At 68.1% G+C, this 18,730-nt stretch carries 7 protein-coding genes; 6 read left to right on the top strand and 1 reads right to left on the bottom strand.

All coding sequences use genetic code 11. The features are described from left to right. The first annotated feature begins 31 nt into the window (after positions 1 to 31). Positions 32 to 1,381 (top strand): salicylate synthase, encoded by a 1,350-nt coding sequence (locus K0O64_RS01920; protein WP_220045973.1) that lies wholly within the window; start codon positions 32 to 34, stop codon positions 1,379 to 1,381. Between the two features lie 4 nt (positions 1,382 to 1,385). Here K0O64_RS01920 and K0O64_RS01925 read toward each other — a convergent pair whose 3' ends face one another. Next, a complete protein-coding gene (locus tag K0O64_RS01925) occupies positions 1,386 to 3,023 on the bottom strand; it encodes a (2,3-dihydroxybenzoyl)adenylate synthase (protein WP_164519996.1) in 1,638 nt (545 codons plus the stop codon). A 71-nt stretch (positions 3,024 to 3,094) separates the two neighbouring features. Here K0O64_RS01925 and K0O64_RS01930 point away from each other — a divergent pair, with 71 nt between their 5' ends. Genes K0O64_RS01930 through K0O64_RS01950 form a run of 5 tightly spaced genes read left to right on the top strand, consistent with a single transcriptional unit; the run spans position 3,095 to position 18,667 of the window. Beyond that, positions 3,095 to 6,508 carry a non-ribosomal peptide synthetase gene (locus tag K0O64_RS01930; protein WP_096312649.1) on the top strand — a complete coding sequence of 1,138 codons (3,414 nt, stop codon included), beginning with the start codon at positions 3,095 to 3,097 and terminating at the stop codon, positions 6,506 to 6,508. After that, positions 6,501 to 12,932, top strand: coding sequence for a non-ribosomal peptide synthetase (locus K0O64_RS01935; RefSeq protein ID WP_096309648.1), 6,432 nt, complete (start codon positions 6,501 to 6,503; stop codon positions 12,930 to 12,932). The genes K0O64_RS01930 and K0O64_RS01935 overlap by 8 nt, the downstream gene beginning before the upstream one ends. Then, the gene (locus K0O64_RS01940) at positions 12,929 to 17,203 is read left to right on the top strand and encodes a non-ribosomal peptide synthetase (protein ID WP_096312650.1); all 4,275 of its coding nucleotides are present in this window, start codon (positions 12,929 to 12,931) and stop codon (positions 17,201 to 17,203) included. Before K0O64_RS01935 ends, K0O64_RS01940 begins: the two co-directional genes overlap by 4 nt. Next, on the top strand, positions 17,200 to 18,489 hold the full coding sequence (mbtG, locus tag K0O64_RS01945; RefSeq protein ID WP_096309649.1) for an NADPH-dependent L-lysine N(6)-monooxygenase MbtG: 1,290 nt from the start codon (positions 17,200 to 17,202) through the stop codon (positions 18,487 to 18,489). The genes K0O64_RS01940 and mbtG overlap by 4 nt, the downstream gene beginning before the upstream one ends. Beyond that, complete coding sequence (locus tag K0O64_RS01950; protein WP_096309650.1) at positions 18,470 to 18,667, top strand: MbtH family protein; 198 nt, start codon at positions 18,470 to 18,472, stop codon at positions 18,665 to 18,667. The genes mbtG and K0O64_RS01950 overlap by 20 nt, the downstream gene beginning before the upstream one ends. Positions 18,668 to 18,730: the final 63 nt, after the last annotated feature.

Here is an 18,730-nt window from a genome sequence, read left to right on the forward strand (position 1 = left end):
GGGCCCGGCTTTTCAAGTGAGGACTGTCGACATGACCGACGTGACCGCGGCGCCGCGAGCACCGATCGACACCGGTGATTGGGCCGAGATACCCGAGGGCATGACGCCGGCGGATGCGGTGGCGCAGTTGGCCGCCGACGTTCCCGAACGCACCGGGGACGACTACCTGGTCTATGAACGGCACGGTTGCTGGACATTGGCGATCGGCGCGCGTACGAGTATCGAACTCGATCGCGACGAGTGCCGTATCGGCGACGGGCAGGCGGTCGTCACCCACACCTGGAGTGGGCGCCCCGCACAGGTGTTGGCCGACGCCGTCGACACCGCACTGGCCGGTGGCGAACCGGCGTTCGGGTGGATCGCCTTCGAACTGGGCGCGCACCGGCACGGCTTGTTCGACAGGGTCCCGCCGGGAACACCGCTGGCCCGGGTCTTCACTCCCCGTAGCCGAGTAGTACTGTCACCGAACGGAATTCAGGTGATCAACGGCGACGCGCGGCTGCACGCGGCGGTCCGGAACTTGCGGCCCGGCAGGCTCGATGGCCGCGCCGAACTCCTGGACGTGACCGCCGACTGCACTGGCTATCGCGAGCGCGTCGCGACCGCGGTGGCCGAGATACAGGCGGGCCGCTACCAGAAAGTGATCCTGTCGCGCACCGTCGACGTCCCCTTCCCGGTCGACTTCCCGGCGACCTACAGCCTGGGCCGCAGGCGCAACACACCCGCACGGTCATTTCTCCTGCGCCATGGCGGAATCCGCGCACTGGGTTTCAGCCCCGAGTTGGTCGCCGCCGTTCGCAGCGACGGTGCGGTGCTGACCGAGCCGCTCGCCGGCACCAGGGCGTTCGGCCGGGGTGCCAACGATGACCGGGCGGCCCGAGACGAGCTCGAATCCGACGCCAAGGAAATCGTCGAGCACGCGCTGTCGGTACGGACGTCTCAGGACGAGATCGCCGAAGTCGCTGAGCCCGGCACCGTCGCGGTCACCGACTTCATGACGGTGCGCGAGCGCGGCAGCGTTCAGCACCTGGGCTCGACCGTCGGCGGCACCTTGCTCCCGAGCCGTGACCGGATGGATGCGCTCGAGGCGCTGTTCCCGGCCGTGACCGCGTCCGGAATCCCGAAAGCGCCTGGCCTCGAGGCAATCCTGCGCCTCGACGAGATGCCGCGCGGTCTGTATTCGGGCGCTGTTGCGATGTTCACCCCCGATGGCGGACTCGACGCCGCGCTGGCGCTGCGCGTCGTCTACGAGGCAGGATCTCGGACCTGGCTGCGGGCCGGGGCGGGCATCATCGCGGCGTCGTCACCAAACCGCGAGTTCGAGGAGACGTGCGAGAAGATGGCATGCCTGGCGCCCCATCTCGTCGCCCGCCGCGACTGACCGTTCAAGGTTGCAGCTGCGCGACGATCGAGCGTTTGTCGATCTTGCCCACCGCGGTCGTCGGTAATGCCGGCATCGGCGCCACCATGTCCGGGCGGCAGTGCACGGCGACACCGCGCGCATCGAGATGCTCGTTGAGCTCGGTCATGCCGACCGGTGCGCCGCGGAAAACAACTGCCGCGCAGATCTTCTCGCCGAGGTAGGGATCGGGTAGGCCGACTGCGGCAGCCGCGGAGATTCGTGGATGGGTGAGCAAGTGGCTCTCCAGATCAAGGGCCGACACCGTCTCGCCACCGCGAAGGATGACATCTTTGACCCGTCCGGTCACCTCCAGGTAGCCGTTGGCCATGCGGCGCACCGTGTCTCCGCTGCGGTAGAAGCCGTCCAGTGTGAACGAGCGCTGGTTCTCCGCCTCGGCGCGGAAATACCCGTTGATGGTGTACGGCCCGCGCACCAACAGTTCGCCCGGCTCGCCTTCTGGCACTTCGTCTCCGGCCTCATCGACGATGCGAAGCTCATCATCCTCGGCCAGCGGCCGACCCTGGGTGTTGTCGATCAGTTCCGGAGGGTCGTCGAGCCTGGTGTAGTTCAGCAGGCCTTCGGCCATCCCGAACACCTGCTGGAGTCCGGGTGTGAGCACCGATCGGATGTGCCGGGCGTCGTCGGCGGCCAGCTTGGCCCCGCCGACCTGAAGCACGCGCAATGTCGACGGAATCTGCTCCTCCCACTCGCAGGCCTGCGCCCACAACCGGGCCAGTGCCGGCACCAGTGCCGTGACGGTGACACCATGGCGGGCAATCGTGGCGAACGCCGCTTCTGGACTGGGATCTCGGCCGAACACCACGGTCGCACCCGCGCTCATCGCACCGAGGAGTCCGGGGCAGGCAAGGGGGAAGTTGTGGCCGGCAGGTAGTGCGACGAGGTAGACGTCGTCACTCGTCAGCCGGCACAGCGCAGCGCTGGCCGTGGCGTTGTACACGTAGTCGTCGTGAGTGCGGGGGATCAGCTTTGGGGCGCCGGTGGTGCCGCCGGACACCAATAGCACCGCGGGGCCGCTGCTGTCGGGGCGCAACCGCGGCGGCTGCCCCTCGCCCGCGCACACCTGCGACCACGAGATGTGCGAGCCGGCTTCGCCGTCGACGATGACATGCCGTAATCGGTTGGGCCGCTGCAACAGTCGCTCGGCCATCGCGCGGTAGTCGAATCCGCCGGGGTCGGTGCCCACGATGATCGCGGTCGCGTCGCAGACGTCGAGGAAGTGCGCCAGTTCGGCGTCGCGGTGGCCGGGCAGGCAGAGCACCGGCAACGCGCCGGTCCGCAGCAACCCGAACAGCGCGACCGCGAACTGGCAACTGTTCGGCAGCTGTACCAGGACGCAGTCCCCGGCACCGATCCCCAACGAGAGGAGCCCGGCGGCGGCAGCGTCGGCTCGTTGGTCCAATTCGGCATACGTGAAGTGCTCCGCATCGTCGATGACCGCCGGGTGATCGGGCCAGCGACGCGCGGACGATCGCAGGATTTCGTCGAGGGGTTGGCCGGCCCAGTAACCCGCCTCGCGATAAAAGCTCGCGCGGTGCGGCGGAAAGGGGATGAATCCGATCATTGCGCTCCCTGGCGTAGGCATGTCCTCGGCAGAGAGCATAGGGTAGCCTTCCCAAAGTTAGGTAAGGCTGGTCTGAGGCAGGAGGCGCAGTGACCGCGGCTGAAGCGGCCATGATCACCGACCGGATCGCCGAAGTCCTCGGCGTCGACCACACCGACATCGACCCGGACGGCGACCTGATTGCGCAGGGGCTGGACTCCATTCGCATGATGGCGCTCGCCGGACGTTGGCGCCGTGCGGGATTCGACGTCGACTTCGCCCGACTCGCGGCCGCCCCGTCAGTTCGAGCCTGGGCGGAGTTGCTGACGGCTCCCACGCCTGCCGAGGTGACGCCGGGCGAGACGCAACCCGTTGACGGGGAGCCCTTTCCGATGGCGCCGATGCAGCACGCGATGTGGGTCGGCAGGCACGCCGATCAGCAGCTCGGCGGTGTGGCCGGGCATCTCTATGTGGAGTTCGACGGCGACGCGGTGGATCCGGACCGACTCCGGCGGGCGGCCACGCATTTGGCGGCACGTCACCCCATGCTGCGAGTGCAGTTCCTGCCCGACGGCACCCAACGTGTCGGTGCTCCACCCGCCGCCTTCCCGGTAACGGTTCTGGACCTGCGTGACTGCGACGACGTCGAGGAGCGGCTGACCGCGATCCGGTCGGCGAAATCGCGGCAACAGCTCGACGATCAGGTCTTCGAGCTCACGCTGACGCTGCTTCCCGGGCACCGCAGCCGCCTGCACGTGGACCTGGATATGCAAGCCGCGGACGCGATGAGCTACCGCGCGCTGATGGCTGATCTCGCCGCCCTGTATCGCGGTGATTCACTCACCGCGATCGGCTACACGTATCAGCAGTATCGCCAACAACTTTCGCCGCCAGACCGGTTCGACGTCGATCGACGCTGGTGGTCCGACCGAGTGCCACAGTTGCCCGACGCGCCCGCGCTGCCGGTGGTGCCCGCCGCAGACCGGACCGACCCCACCCGGCCCGGGCGCCGGTGGCATTGGCTGGATCCGCACACCCGGGACGGACTGTTCGAGCGGGCGCGTGCCCACGGCGTGACGCCTGCGATGACACTGGCTGCATCGTTCGCCGACACGGTGGCCGGTTGGTCGGCCGATCCGCGCTTCCTGCTCAACGTTCCGCTGTTCGCGCGCGAACCGCTGCACCCGGATATCGAGAAGGTGGTCGGCGACTTCACCTCGTCGCTGCTGCTCGATGTCGACCTCGCCGCCGCGCACACCCCGGCGCAGCGGGCCCGGGCACTGCAGCACACCATGCACGAGGCGGCGGCGCACGCGTCGTATCCGGGACTGTCGGTGCTGCGGGACATCAGCCGGCATCGCGGAACGCAGGTGCTCGCTCCGGTCGTGTTCACCAGCGCACTGGGCCTCGGCGAACTGTTCTCTGCCGATGTGACAACACAATTCGGTACACCGAGCTGGATCATCTCGCAGGGACCTCAGGTGCTGCTCGACGCCCAGGTGACCGAAGTCGCCGGTGGCATACTGCTCAACTGGGATGTCCGGGAGAGCGCGTTCCGTCCCGGCGTCATCGACGCGATGTTCGCCCACCACACCGCCGAAGTGCAGCGCCTTGCTCACGAGGACGCCGCCTGGGACAGCGGGCGCGGTCCGATGCTCCCGCCGGAACAGCGTGCGGTGCGGGACGCGGTGAACACCACCGCGCTGCCCAGCGGAAAGATGTTGCACGACGGCTTCTTCGACACTGCGTCGCGTCAACCCGATGCTCCTGCGGTGTTCAGCAGCATGGGCGATCTCACCTATGCGGACCTGCGCGAGCAATCGCTGGCGGTGGCTGCCGCCCTGCGCGCCGCAGGACTCCCCGACGGGGGAACCGTCGCGGTTCTGGGACCCAAGACGGCTGAACAGGTGCCGGCGCTGCTGGGCATCCACGCGGCGGGCGGTGCGTATCTGCCGGTCGGTAGTGACCAGCCGGCGGAACGCGCCCAGCGGATCCTCGCCAGCGGTGCGGTCGACATGGCTCTGGTGTGCGGTGCCGACCTGCCAGACCTCCCGGTGCCGGTGATGACCGTCGCCGACGCGATCGTGCGCGGTACCGGAGCCGAATCGGATTCTGTGACAGGGGATTCGGACCGGTTGGCCTATGTGCTGTTCACCTCGGGGTCGACCGGGGAACCCAAGGGCGTCGAGGTCACCCACGACGCTGCGATGAACACCGTCGAATTCATCGCCGAGCATTTCGAGCTCGGCCCGCAGGACCGGTGTCTGGCGTTATCGACCCTCGAATGCGATATCTCGGTGCTGGATGTGTTCGCCACCTTGACCACCGGTGGGGCGATCGTCGTGGTTGACGAGGTACATCGCCGTGACCCGGACCAGTGGGTGCGGCTCATCGAACGCCATCGGGTCACGGTGCTGCACTTCCTGCCCGGGTGGCTGGCGATGCTGCTCAACGTCGCGGGTCCGCTGCCGACGGTGCGGGTGGTGCCGACCGGCGGTGACTGGGTCACCCCGGTGATGGCGCGCGAGCTGCGCGACCGCGCGCCCGAGGTACGGTTCGCCGGACTCGGCGGCGCCACCGAAACCGCGATCCACAACACGATCTGCGAAGTGGCCGACGTACCCGGGCACTGGACCGCAATTCCGTTCGGAAAGCCGTTGCCGAACAACCGATGCCGCGTCGTCGGTGCCGGCGGAGCGGATTGCCCGGATTGGGTGGTCGGTGAACTGTGGATCGGGGGACGGGGCCTCGCCCGCGGATACCGGGACCGGCCCGACCTGACCGCCGAGCGCTTCGTCGAACACGACGGACAGCGCTGGTATCGCACCGGTGATCTCGCCCGCTTCTGGCCGGACGGGACGTGCGAGTTCGTCGGGCGCGCCGATCACCGGGTCAAGATCAGCGGTTACCGCGTCGAACTCGGTGAGGTCGAGGCGGCACTACACCGGGTCCCCGGCGTACGCGGCGCCGTCGCGGTGACCGTCCCCGGACCCACGCCGTCCCAGGACCGGTTGGCGGCCGCCGTCCAGTTGGCGGCCGAAGCCGGGCTCGACGCGCTGCGGGCGCAGCTCGCCAAAGACCTTCCCGCTCACATGGTTCCGCATCACATCGAGGTGTTCGACCGAATTCCGTACAGCGTGGGCGGCAAGGTCGACCGCAAGGCCGTGGCCCAGCGGCTGGCGGACCGCATCGACGCCGATACCGCGCATCGGACCCCGTCCGGCCCGGTTCAGTCAGCGCTGGCCGCGATCATCGCCGACATCCTCGGTACGACCGCGGTCGGAGCTGACGACGACTTCTTCGCCCTCGGCGGCGATTCCGTGCTGGCCACCACGCTCGTGGCGCGGATCCGGCAGCGACTGGACGTCACCGCCGTCAGCGTCGCCGACGTCTTCGCCACCCGCACCGTCGAAGCCCTGGCCCACCGCCTTGGCGAGCTCGAGCCGGCCGACCGGCTCGACGCCATCGCGGAGCTGTACCTCGAAGTGACGCTCATGGACACCGCCGAGGTCACCTTGGCGCTCACCCGGAGATCTGATGACTGACACCCTCGCCGACTCGTTCGACCAGCAGCGCCTGGAATTGCTGCGCCGCAAGCTGTCTCAGCGTGGATTGCTGGCCGACCCCAAGGCGGTGGCCGACCCTGCCGCGATGTCGGACGGTCAGCGCCGGATGTGGTTCGTGCAGTCCATCGATAGCACGGGTGCGCTGCTCAACGTGTGTGTGTCGTATGGTCTGACCGGTCAGCTCGACGCGGCTCGTCTGCGGACCGCCGTCGAGGCTGTCGCCGCGCGGCACCCGATCCTGCGCACCACCTACCAGGCCGGCGACGACGGTGAACCACGCCCGACCGTCCGCGACGACCTCACTCCGGCCTGGGCCGAACACGATCTTCAAGAGCTCGGCACCCAGGCCCGGGGACTGCGCCTCGACGTTCTCGCGCAGCGCACCTTCACCACACCGTTCGACCTGAGTTCTGAATCCCCCCTACGGATCACCCTCGTACGCACCGGTTCCGACGAGCATGTGCTGCTCCTGGCCGCCCACCACATCGCCTGGGATGACGCCTCGTGGCGAGTGTTTTTCGCCGATCTGAAGCGCGCGTATCAACACGAGGTGCTGCCACCGGCGCCACCGGCCGAGGCGCAGGTCGCCGGCAATGACGACGCCGACGTCGAGTACTGGCGCGCGGTGCTCGTCGACCCGCCCGAACCGCTGGAACTGCCCGGACCAACCGGCTCCGTGGTGCCGACCGAGTGGCGGGCGGATCGGCACGTCACCCGGTTGGACGCGCACACCGTCGATGCGGTGGCCACGTTGGCGCACGAATGCGGTGCAACTCCGTACATGGTTCTGCTGGCGGCGTTCTCGGCATTGGTGCACCGCTACACCCACGCCGGTGACTTCCTGGTCGCCGCACCGGTCCTCAACCGCACCACCGATGACGTCATCGGTTACTACGGCAACACTGTGGCACTGCGCATGCGGCCGGACCGCTGGAGCACCTTCGCTGATCTGGTCGGCGCGGCACGCGACACCGCTGTCGGCGCCTTCGCCCACCAACGGGTCAACCTTGACCGGGTGGTCCGCGAGCTCAACCCGGACCGCCGCTACGGTGTCGAACGGATGGCTCGGGTGGGCTTCGGGATGCGGCACCCGGACGGCGACGGCTTCAACCCTCCCGGCGTCACCTGCCGCCGCGCCGACTTGCGCGGCCAGTACGCCCAATTGCCATTGGGATTCATGGTCGAGTTCACCGGTGGCGAAGCGAAGGTGGAGGTCGAATACCTCACCGAGGTGATCGACGCCGACCTGGTCGAGCAGATGTTGACCAGCTTTGTCGTGCTCCTCGGCGACGCGCTGGCGCAACCCGATCGGATGGTGGCGGACCTGCGGCTACTCGACGACGTGGACACCGCGTGGTTGTTCCGGGTGTCACGCGGTGAAGACTTCGTCTGCCCGCCAAAGACACTCGGGGATCTGGTCGCCGAGCAGGCGATCAGGAGGCCGGACGCGACAGCCGTTGTCTACGAGGGCCGCTCGTACAGCTATCGCGAGATCAACGAAGCGGCCAATCAGCATGCGCACTGGCTCGCCGCGCAGGGTGTCGGCGCCGAGGACCGGGTGGCGGTGCTGCTGGAGAAGTCACCCGAGCTGGTGATCACCGCGCTGGGTATCGCCAAGGCCGGCGCGGTCTACCTGCCCGTCGACCCCGAGTACCCCGACGACCGCATCGCCTACATCCTCGCCGACGCAGATCCCACAGTGGTGGTCCGCGAACCCATCACCGGGATCGACGACTTCCCGACCCACGACCCGGCGCCGTCAGAGCTGGCGCGCCCGTTCGGCCCGGCCAACACCGCGTACTTGATCTACACGTCGGGCTCGACGGGTCTGCCCAAGGGCGTGTCGGTGCCACACCGGCCGGTCGCCGACTACTTCCGATGGTTCGCCCAGGAGTACCAGATCGGGCCGGACGACCACCTGCTGCAGGTCGCCTCCCCGAGTTTCGACGTCTCGATCGGGGAGATTTTCGGAATGCTGGCCCAGGGAGCCCGTCTGGTGATCCCCCGCAGCGACGGACTGCGCGACATCGGTTATCTCACCGATCTGCTTCAGCGCGAGGCGATCACGTCGATGCACTTCGTGCCGTCGCTACTCGGGCTGTTCCTTTCGCTGCCTGGTGTCGAGCAGTGGCGCACCCTGCGCCGGGTGCCGATCGGCGGGGAAGCGCTGCCGGGTGAGCTGGCCGACAAGTTCCACGCCACCTTCGACGCGCTCCTGCACAACTTTTACGGGCCGACCGAGACGATCATCAACGCCTCCCGCTACAAGGTGGAAGGTCGCCAGGGCACCCGCGTGGTGCCGATCGGCACCCCGAAGATCAACACCCAGATATATCTGCTCGACGACGCGCTGCGGCCTGTCCCAGCCGGGGTGATCGGCGAAATCTACATCGGCGGAGAGCAACTCGCGCACGGCTACCACAACCGGCCGGTGCTGACCGCCGAACGATTCGTCGCCGACCCGTTCACCCCCGGTGGCCGGCTCTACCGCTCGGGTGACCTGGCGCGGCGCAACCGAGACGGTGACCTCGAGTTCGTCGGCCGGGCCGATGAGCAGGTCAAGATCCGCGGCTTTCGCATCGAACTCGGCGAGGTCGCTGCGGCGGTCTCCGTCGACCCGAGTGTCGGCACCGCGGTGGTGATCGCCACCGAGCTGGCGCATCTCGGTAAGAGTCTGGTCGCCTATGTGGCACCGGCGGCCGGTGATGTGGTGGACGTCGGACGGATCAGGGCGCGGGTCGCCGCGGCACTGCCCGAATACATGGTCCCGGCGGCGTATGTGGTCGTCGACCAGATCCCGATCACGGCCAACGGCAAGTTGGACCGGGCAGCGCTGCCTGACCCGGTGATCGCGCCGGTGACCGAATACCGTGCACCCGTCACCGAGACCGAACATGCGATCGCCGCGCTGTTCGCCCGGCTGCTCGGTGTCGACGAAGTCGGTTGCGACGATTCATTCTTCGCCCTCGGTGGGCACTCGCTGCTGGCCACCAAGCTCGTGGCCGAGATTCGCGCGGCCTGCGGTGTCGACGTCAGTGTCCGCGACATCTTCGAAGCGGGCAGCGTCGGCGATCTTGCCGCGTTGATCGACGACCGTGGGCAAGGCCGGGTGCCGTCGACCCGGCCGCCGCTGGTGTCCGCGGGCGGCGACCCTCAGCGGTCTCCGCTGTCGGCGGCCCAGTTGCGAAGCTGGTTCCAGTACCGCGTCGACGGTCCCAGCCCGGTGAACAACATCCCGTTCGCGGCTCGCTTGACCGGGCCGTGCGATGTGGACGCCCTGGTGACCGGCATCGAGGACGTGATCGCCCGACACGAGATCCTGCGGACCGTGTACCGCGAGATCGACGGCGTTCCTCACCAGGTGATCGGCACCGGTGACGATGTTCCGGTCCGGCGACTCGACGGTCCCGACAACAATTGGCTGACAACACAACTCGATGCCGAACGCGCGCACCGGTTCGAGCTCGAGACCGAACTGCCGATCCGCATCGCGGTTCTGCGCACATCAACCGAGTGCGTGTTGTCGATGGTCGTGCATCACATCGCGGCCGACCATTGGTCGGCGGGTGTGCTGTTCACCGACGTGCTCACCGCCTACCGGGCGCGGCGCGCGGGAACCGCACCGTCCTGGCAGCCGCTGCCGGTCCAGTATCGCGACTACGCGACGTGGCAGGTCCAGCTGCTGTCCGACACCGAGCTGATCGACGCGCAACGGCAGTTCTGGGTGCGCCAGCTCGACGGCCTTCCGGAGGACACCGGCCTGCGACCCGACCTGCCGCGCCCACCGATGGCCGGTGGCGCCGGCGCCGCCATCCCGCTGCACTTCGACAGAGCGGTGCGAGAACGGCTCACCGCGCTCTGCCGCGAGCTCGGCATCACCGAGTTCATGCTGCTGCAGACTGCTGTCGCCGTCGTGTTGAGCAAGGCCGGTGGCGGTCACGACATCCCGCTGGGCACTCCGGTCGCGGGGCGCACCGACACCGAACTGGACCGGCTGGTCGGCTTTTTCGTGAACATCCTGGTGCTACGCAACGACCTGTCAGGAAACCCGACCCTGCGCGAGGCCCTGCTGCGCGCCCGCGAGATGGCCCTGGCCGCCTATGCCAACCAGGACCTTCCGTTCGATCGGGTGGTCGATGCGGTCAACCCGGTGCGGTCGTTGTCGCGCAACCCGCTGTTCCAGGTCGTCGTCCACGTGCGGGAGGAACTTCCGGAGAACCAACTGATCGAGACGGGACCGGACGGCGACACGCGATTCACCGCGCTGGAGCCGACATTCGATGTGGCACACGCGGACCTGAGTGTCAACTTCTTCGTCGGTGACGACGGGTATCGCGGACACGTCATCTACCGCACGGAGCTGTACCAGCCCTCGACGATGGAGCGCTTCAGCGGATGGCTGGGTCAGGTCATCGAGGCGATCGCCGCCGATCCGGATACCCCGGTGCGCGACGTCGACCTGCTCGATGACACCGAGAAGCACCAGGTGCTCGCCCATAGCCGTGGCATCGCGTCACCCGCAGACCGGCCACGCACGGTGCCGGAGCTACTCGAAGCAAGTCGGGGATCGGGTCGGGGCCGAGTCGCGCTGCGGTGCCGTGACGACGAGCTTGATTACGCTGCACTGCACCACCGTTCGGATCGACTCGCGCACCTGTTGGTGCGCCATGGCGTCGGCCCCGGATCCCTGGTCGGCATGTCCATGCGCCGCGGGATCGACCTGGTGGTCGCCCTGGTGGGCATCATGAAGGCGGGCGCCGGATTCTTCCCGCTGGATCCCACGTATCCGGCGGCGCGCAAGCAACTCATGCTCGACGACGTCGAGCCCGCGGTCGTCGTCGTCACCGCCGAGGCCGGCGCATCGATGCCGCCCACCGACGGCGTTGCGGTGATCTCGATGGACGATCCGCTGATCCGCGCCGAGCTGGACGCCGCCGATCCTGTTGCACCGCTGCCTCTGCCACGTCCCGACGACCCGATGTACCTGATGTTCACGTCGGGATCCACCGGTAAGCCGAAGGGTGTGGTGGGAACCCACCGCGCGATGAGCACTCGGCTGATGTGGCAACTCAAGCATTACCCGGTGGCGGGGCAGGACATCCGGCTCGCGCAAGCACCGATGACGTTCCTGGAGGGCTGCATCGAAACCCTTGCCGGGCTGGCCGCCGGTGCGACACTCATCGTCGCCGACGATGCCGAGCACCGCGATGCCGAGGCGATAGCCCGCCTGATCGAGCGGCACTCCGTCGCCCAGGTCACCGGCGTCGCCAGCCTGGTGTCCGCGCTCGTCGACAGCGCGCCCGACGCTGTTCGTGCGCTGCGCCGGCTGGTGACCTGTGGTGAGCCCGTCAACGTTTCGCTGCTGCAACGGCTGGTTGCCTGCGTGGGTGATAGACCAGTCGAGTTGCTCAATGCCATCGGTGCCACCGAGACCTCAGGTGCGTTGATCCGTGGCCCGTTGGATCTGCCCACCCCCAAGATCGGCACGCCGATGGAGGGATCTCAGGTCTACCTGCTCGACGAGGCGCTGCAGCCGGTGCCGGTCGGTGTCGTCGGTGAGCTGTACTACGCCGGTGAGCAGATCGCGCGGGGGTACTGGAAACAGCCCGCGCTGACCGCATCCCGCTTCATCGCGAATCCCTTTGCGGCTGAGCCCGGTTCCCGCTTCTACCGCAGCGGAGACCGTGGCCGGTGGACCGAGGACGGGCGTCTGGAGTTCGTCGGACGCACCGACCACCAGGTGAAGGTGCGCGGATTTCGGGTGGAACTCGCCGAAGTCGAAGCCGCCCTGAAAGCTGCCGACGGTGTGGCCATCGCGGCCGCGCGGACGTGGGACGGCCCCAGCGGCGCCTCCCTGGCCGGGTACGTCGTACCGCAGGAGCCGGTGGACGACCCGGCGGCATTCGCGGCGTCGGTGCGCGCGTCGGTGGCCGCGGCGCTGCCGGGCTACATGACGCCGGCGACGATCTCCGTGCTCGACGTGATGCCCGCCACCGAATCGGGAAAGCTGAACCGGCCCGCGCTACCGCGCCCCGACGTGCACACCACCGGTGCGAGCGAGCCGGCCAGAACCGATACCGAGCGGGCCGTCGCCACCGCGATGGAGCACCTGCTCGGCGTGACCGAGATCGGCAGGGGCGACGACTTCTTCGCACTCGGCGGAGACAGCATCCTGTCCGTACAGCTCGCCGCGCGGATGCGTGCCGCGGGTCTGACGGTGGAACCCCGAACGATTTTCGAACATCCCACGGTGGCAGCGCTGGCCGCCGCGATCGACGACGGGATCGGGACATTGAGCAACGGCCACACCGACATCCGGCACCAACCGATGAGCGTGTCCGGGTTGTCGGCAGCTGATCTGGCCGCATTGAGGTCGTCGTGGTCGAAGGCACGTCCGTCGTGACCGCACCCGCCGACATCGACGATGTCCTGGCCCTGTCGCCGCTTCAACTGGGCCTGTACTCGCACGCCACGCTGATCGGACCAGACGGCGGCGACCCCTACGTCATCGCGATGACGGCCGATGTGACCGGACCGCTCGACGTCGCGCTGCTGCGCGACTGCGCGGCCGCGATGCTGGTGCGCCACCCCAACCTGCGGGCCAGCTTCTGGCACCAAGATCTGCCGCGGCCCGTTCAGATCATCCCGGCCATCGTCGACCTACCGTGGGAGCACGTTGCCGCGCCAGATGATGATCGGGCCGCCAGGCTCGAAAAGCTCGAGCGCGGGCGGGCTTTCACGCTGCATAACGGCCCACTGATTCGCTTCCTGCTCATCGAGCTGCCCGAGCAGCGTTGGCGGCTGGTGGTCACCGCGCACCACATCGTCATCGACGGTTGGTCGTTGCCGGTGTTCATCGGCGAGCTGCTCACGCTGTACCGCATCGGCGGCAGTCTGGACGTGCTTCCTGCGCCACGGCTGTACCGCGACTACATCGGCTGGCTCGCCGAGCAGGATTCGCCGGCCGGCGAACGACTCTGGCGTCGGCACCTGGCCGGCTTGCCCGGGCCGACGATGCTGTCACCCGCTCTGGGCGGCGACAGTTCAGGACTGCCCACACGCACTGAAATTGTGCTGCCCGCCGCCGACGCCGAGCAGCTGGCCGCCGCGGCCCGCTCCCGGGGAGTCACCCTGAACACGGTGATGCAGATGGCCTGGGCGCTGATCCTGTCCCGGCTGACCGACCAGGATGACATCGTCTTCGGCGTCACCGTGTCGGGCCGGCCGCCCGAACTGGCCGGGGTGGAAACCACGGTCGGCCTGTTCATCAACACCCTGCCGCTGCGGGTGCGCCTGAGCCCGAACAAGCCTGTCGGCCAACAGTGTTCCACGCTGCAGCGCGAAGCCGCCGAACTGCGCGACCACAGCTATCTGACGCACTCACAGTTGCGCGCCCTCGCCGGGGTCGGCGAGATGTTCGACACGCTGCTGGTATACGAAAGCTTCCCGCCCGGTGACGTGATCGGTGGACAGGAGTTCACGGCCGGGGAGGTCCGCTTCCGGCCCGCCGCGATGGAGAGCCTGACGCACTTCCCGGTGACGGTGGCCGCATACCGCAACACCGCCGAGCTGACCCTGCTGGTGGAAGTCACCGACAACGCCCTCGGCATGATGTCCGCGGACACCCTCGGCCGACGAGTGCTGCTGACAATGCGCCGACTGCTCGACGGATGGGACCGGCCGCTCGGCGGCGTCGACATCTTGCTCGACGATGAACGCCTTCCGTTCGAGGTGGGCACATGCGTCGCCGCCGACGTCGGGGTGGCCGAACGGTTCGCCGAAGCTGCGGCAGCGCACGCCGATTCGATCGCCATCCGGTGGGACGGCGGCCAGCTGGACTACACCGAACTGCATGAGCGCTCGGACCGGATGGCCGGTCTCCTGCGCGAAGCCGGCGTGACCGACGAAGGACCGGTCGCGATCATGCTGCCGCGCGGTGCCGACTACGTGGCCGCGATGCTCGGCGTGCTCAAGGCCGGCGGCATGTACGTGCCGCTCGAGCCGGAGATGCCCGCCGGCCGGGTCGACTCGATTCTGGCCCAGACCGGCGCCACCGTCGTCATCGACGACACCATGGTGGCGGCCGCCCGCACAGCGCCGCGGTATCGTGCGCGGACGCATCCGGGCCAGGCCGCCTATACGGTGTTCACCTCTGGAACCACCGGAGAACCCAAGGGCGTCATCGGAACTCACGGCGCTCTGCTCGCCTATATCGACGACCACGCCGAGCGGATGCTGAGGCCGGCCGCCGAACGTCTGGGCCGGCCGCTACGCATCGGCCACGCCTGGTCGTTCGCGTTCGACGCTGCCTGGCAACCGCTGGCCGGCTTGTTGTTCGGCCACACCGTGCACCTCATCTCCGAGTCCGACCGCCGAGACGCCGAAGCGCTGGTCGGCATCATCGAACAGCACGGGATCGACATGCTCGACGTCACCCCGTCGATGTTCACCGGCCTGCGTCAGGCTGGACTACTGGATTCCGGGCAGCTCTCCGTACTGGCACTGGGCGGCGAGGCCGTCGGATCGGTCGACTGGACCGACATCCGAAAGGCCTGCACGGCAACACCGTTGGCTGCATACAACTGCTACGGCCCGACCGAGACCACTGTCGAGGCCGTGGTGGCCGCCATCGCCGACCACGACGCTCCGGTGATCGGTTACCCGACCCGATCGACCCGCGCCGTTGTGCTCGACTCCTGGCTGCACCCCGTCCCGGACGGAGTGGTGGGGGAGTTGTACCTGGCCGGAGAGCAGGTGACCCGGGGCTACCTCGGTCGCCCGGTCGAGACCGCGGCGCGATTCGTCGCCGCACCGGGCGGTGGACGGATGTACCGGACCGGGGACCTGGTGCGCCGCGATGCCGATGGTGCGCTGTCCTTCGTCGGCCGCGCTGATGCCCAGATCCAGGTCCGCGGACACCGCGTCGAACCGGGCGAGATCGAGGCGGTGCTGATGGATGTGCCCGGCGTGCGGCATGCCCATGTCGCCGTCCACCAGCAGCCGTCCGGTCCTCGGCTGGTCGCGTATATCGCCGGCGACGTGACAGTGCCCGACCTGCGGCCGTTACTGCGGAACCGGTTGCCCCGCTACATGCTTCCGCACCGGCTGATCGTCGTGGACGCGATCCCGCTGACGGCCAACGGCAAGGTGGACGAGGCCGCGCTGGCGAGAATGGCCGCGCCGGAGGAGAACCCCGAGCCGCCGAGCACACCCACGGAAGTCGCTCTGAGCGAGGCTGTTTCGGGGCTGCTCGGCCTTGACGTGGTCGATATCGACACCGACCTGCTCGAGTTGGGACTCGACAGCATCGCCGCGCTGTCCTTGGTTCAGCTCGCGCGCAGCCGAGGGTTGCCTCTGCGGGCTCGGCTGGTCCTCGAGTGCGCAACTCTGCGTGAACTCGCCGCCGCTGTCGATCGGGATACCACCGACGAACTCGCCGCCGGACCGGAGCCCGACGGTCCGATCCCGGCGCTGCCCGCCGTGCACTGGCTGTACGAGCACGGTGATCCGCGACGCCTGTCGCAAGTGGAGGCGATCCGATTGCCCGCCGATGCAGACGCCGCGCGGTTACGCCTTCTGTTGGACGGCATCGCCGGCGGGCACGAGATGTTCCGCAGCCGCCTTGACCGCTCGACGATGACGTTCGTCCCGGCCGGCCGAGACACCATTCCGCTGACCGAGGTCGTGGTCTCCGGTGAACTGCTCGACGCCGTGACCGAACACGCCGCCGCCGCCATCGAACGACTCGATCCCGAGCGGGGGAACCTGACCGAAGCATTGTGGCTGCACCACATCGGTGACGCCGGCGTGCTCGTCCTGGTGGTCCACGTGCTCGTGATGGATCCGGCCTCATGGCGAATCGTGCTGGGCGAGTTGATGGCCAACTGGTCGACGGCCGGCGCGGGTGCACTCGGTCCGGTCAACGGAGAACGGATCAGTTACCGCCGGTGGGCGAACACGCTCACCGAACGCGCGACCGGCCTCGACACCGTCGACTTCTGGATCGCACAGGTCGACGGCGACGACCCGAGGTTGGGAGCCAGGCGGATTCGCCCCGGAACCGATCGGTTCGGCGACCTCGCGATCACCGTGACCGTTGCCGAGAGCGATGTCACCGCCGCATTGCTCCATGGGCGGGTGCCGATCCAGGAAGTGCTGGCCGACGCGTGCGCCCGACTGATCGTCCGCTGGCGCGAGCTACGCGGAGACGTCAGCCCGGTTCCGCTGCTGTCCCTGGAGACACACGGGCGTGACGGCGCCGACGATACGGTTGGCCTGCTCAGCGCCATCTATCCGCTGCGCATCCGGCCGGGCGAGCCGATGCCCGAAATACCCGGACGGGCAACGGATTACGCCCTGCTGCGCTATGCCCGGCCGGACACCTCGCAGCGGCTCCGGGGCTTCCGTGGTCCGCAGCTGCTGCTGAACTATCTCGGCAGGCTCGACCTCGACGCCGGCCCTCTACTGGATCGTGCATTGCTCGCCCATCTCTCGATCATGACCGAACCGAACGTCGCGGTGCGCCACGAGTTGACGCTCGTGGCCGCCGTCGCCGGCGGAAAGCTGGTCACCCAGTGGCGAACCCTGCCGGACATTTTCACTGATTCCGACATCGTTGTGCTGCAGACGATGTGGAGCGACGTGTTGCACGAGCTGGCTGGAGTGACCCGGTGACCGCGCGGCTGGCGATTCTCGGTGCCGGTGCGAAAGCGGTGGCGGTGGCCGCCAAGGCGGCGACGCTGCGCGACATGGGTGTCGCCGCACCGGACATCGTGGCGGTAGAGCGGACTGCGGTCGCGGCGAACTGGCGGGCCGGCGGGGGTTGGACTGACGGTCAGCACCGGCTGGGTACCAGCCCGGAGAAGGACGTCGGTTTCCCGTATCGGTCGACGATCCTGCCGGGACGCAACGGTGAACTCGATCGGCGGATGATGCGGCTGAGCTGGCAGTCCTACCTGGTGGCCACCGGGCGATTCGCGGAGTGGGTGGACCGCGGCAAGCCAGCGCCTACCCACGAGACGTGGGCGAGCTATCTGCGCTGGGTGGCCGACGCCGCTGCACTGAATGTTGTTGACGGAGAGGTTATCCGGCTGTCCCTCGAGGATCGGTCCTGGGTGCTTCACACGCACACCGGCACCGTCGAGGCCGATGCGGTGATGATCACCGGACCGGGCCAGCCGGGCCGGTCGGTACTGCCCGGACATCCGCAGGTGCTCTCCATTGCCCAGTTCTGGCAGGTGTCGACCATGAACCAACGGCTCGACGCGGAGCGGGTCGCCGTGATCGGCGGCGGTGAGACCGCCGCGTCGATGCTCAACGAGTTGTTCCGGCATCGGGTGTCCACGATCACCGTGATCTCACCACAGGCCACGCTGTTCACCCGGGGCGAGAGCTACTTCGAGAATCGGATGTTCAGCGACCCGACGGACTGGACCGGGCTGACGCTCGCCGAGCGCCGCGACGTGATGGCTCGCACCGACCGCGGGGTGTTCTCCGCGCGAGTCCAGGACTCACTGCTCGCCGACGACCGCATCCGGCACCTACGTGGCCGGGTCGCGCACGGTGTCGCCGCCGACGACCGGATCCGCATCACCTTGCACACCGACCGCCACGGCGAGCGGCTGGAAACGGTGCACGGATTCGACCTCGTCATCGACGGTTCGGGCGCCGACTCGCTGTGGTTCCTGCCGTTGTTGGGCCCGGACGTGATGGACCTGCTCGAGGTCCGGCTGAACGGACCCGTGACCGGCGACCGGCTGCAACAGGCGATCGGACACGACCTGTCGCTGGCCGGGGTAGCGCCAAAGCTGTTTCTGCCCAACCTGTCCGGGCTCAACCAGGGTCCCGGATTTCCCAACCTGAGCTGCCTGGGACTGCTCTCCGATCGCATCCTCGGAGCCCGGCCCGGAGCCCAGTCGAATCGAACCAACGGGAGGAACGTTGAGTATCAATCCATTTGACGACGAAGACGGCCGCTTCTATGTCCTCGTCAACGGCGAGGAGCAATACAGCCTGTGGCCGGCGTTCGCCGACATCCCGGCCGGATGGCGGGTGGCCTTCGGCGAGGCTTGCCGATCCGAGTGCGCCGAGTTCGTCGAGCAGAACTGGTCGGATATGCGGCCGAAGAGCCTCCGCTGAGGTCTCGACAGTCAAGTTATGCAATGCTAACTTTCTCGTAAGTTGGTTAGGCAAACCTAAGGA

It is taken from the genome of Mycolicibacterium pallens (assembly GCF_019456675.1).
Classification (GTDB): Bacteria; Actinomycetota; Actinomycetes; order Mycobacteriales; family Mycobacteriaceae; genus Mycobacterium; species Mycobacterium crocinum.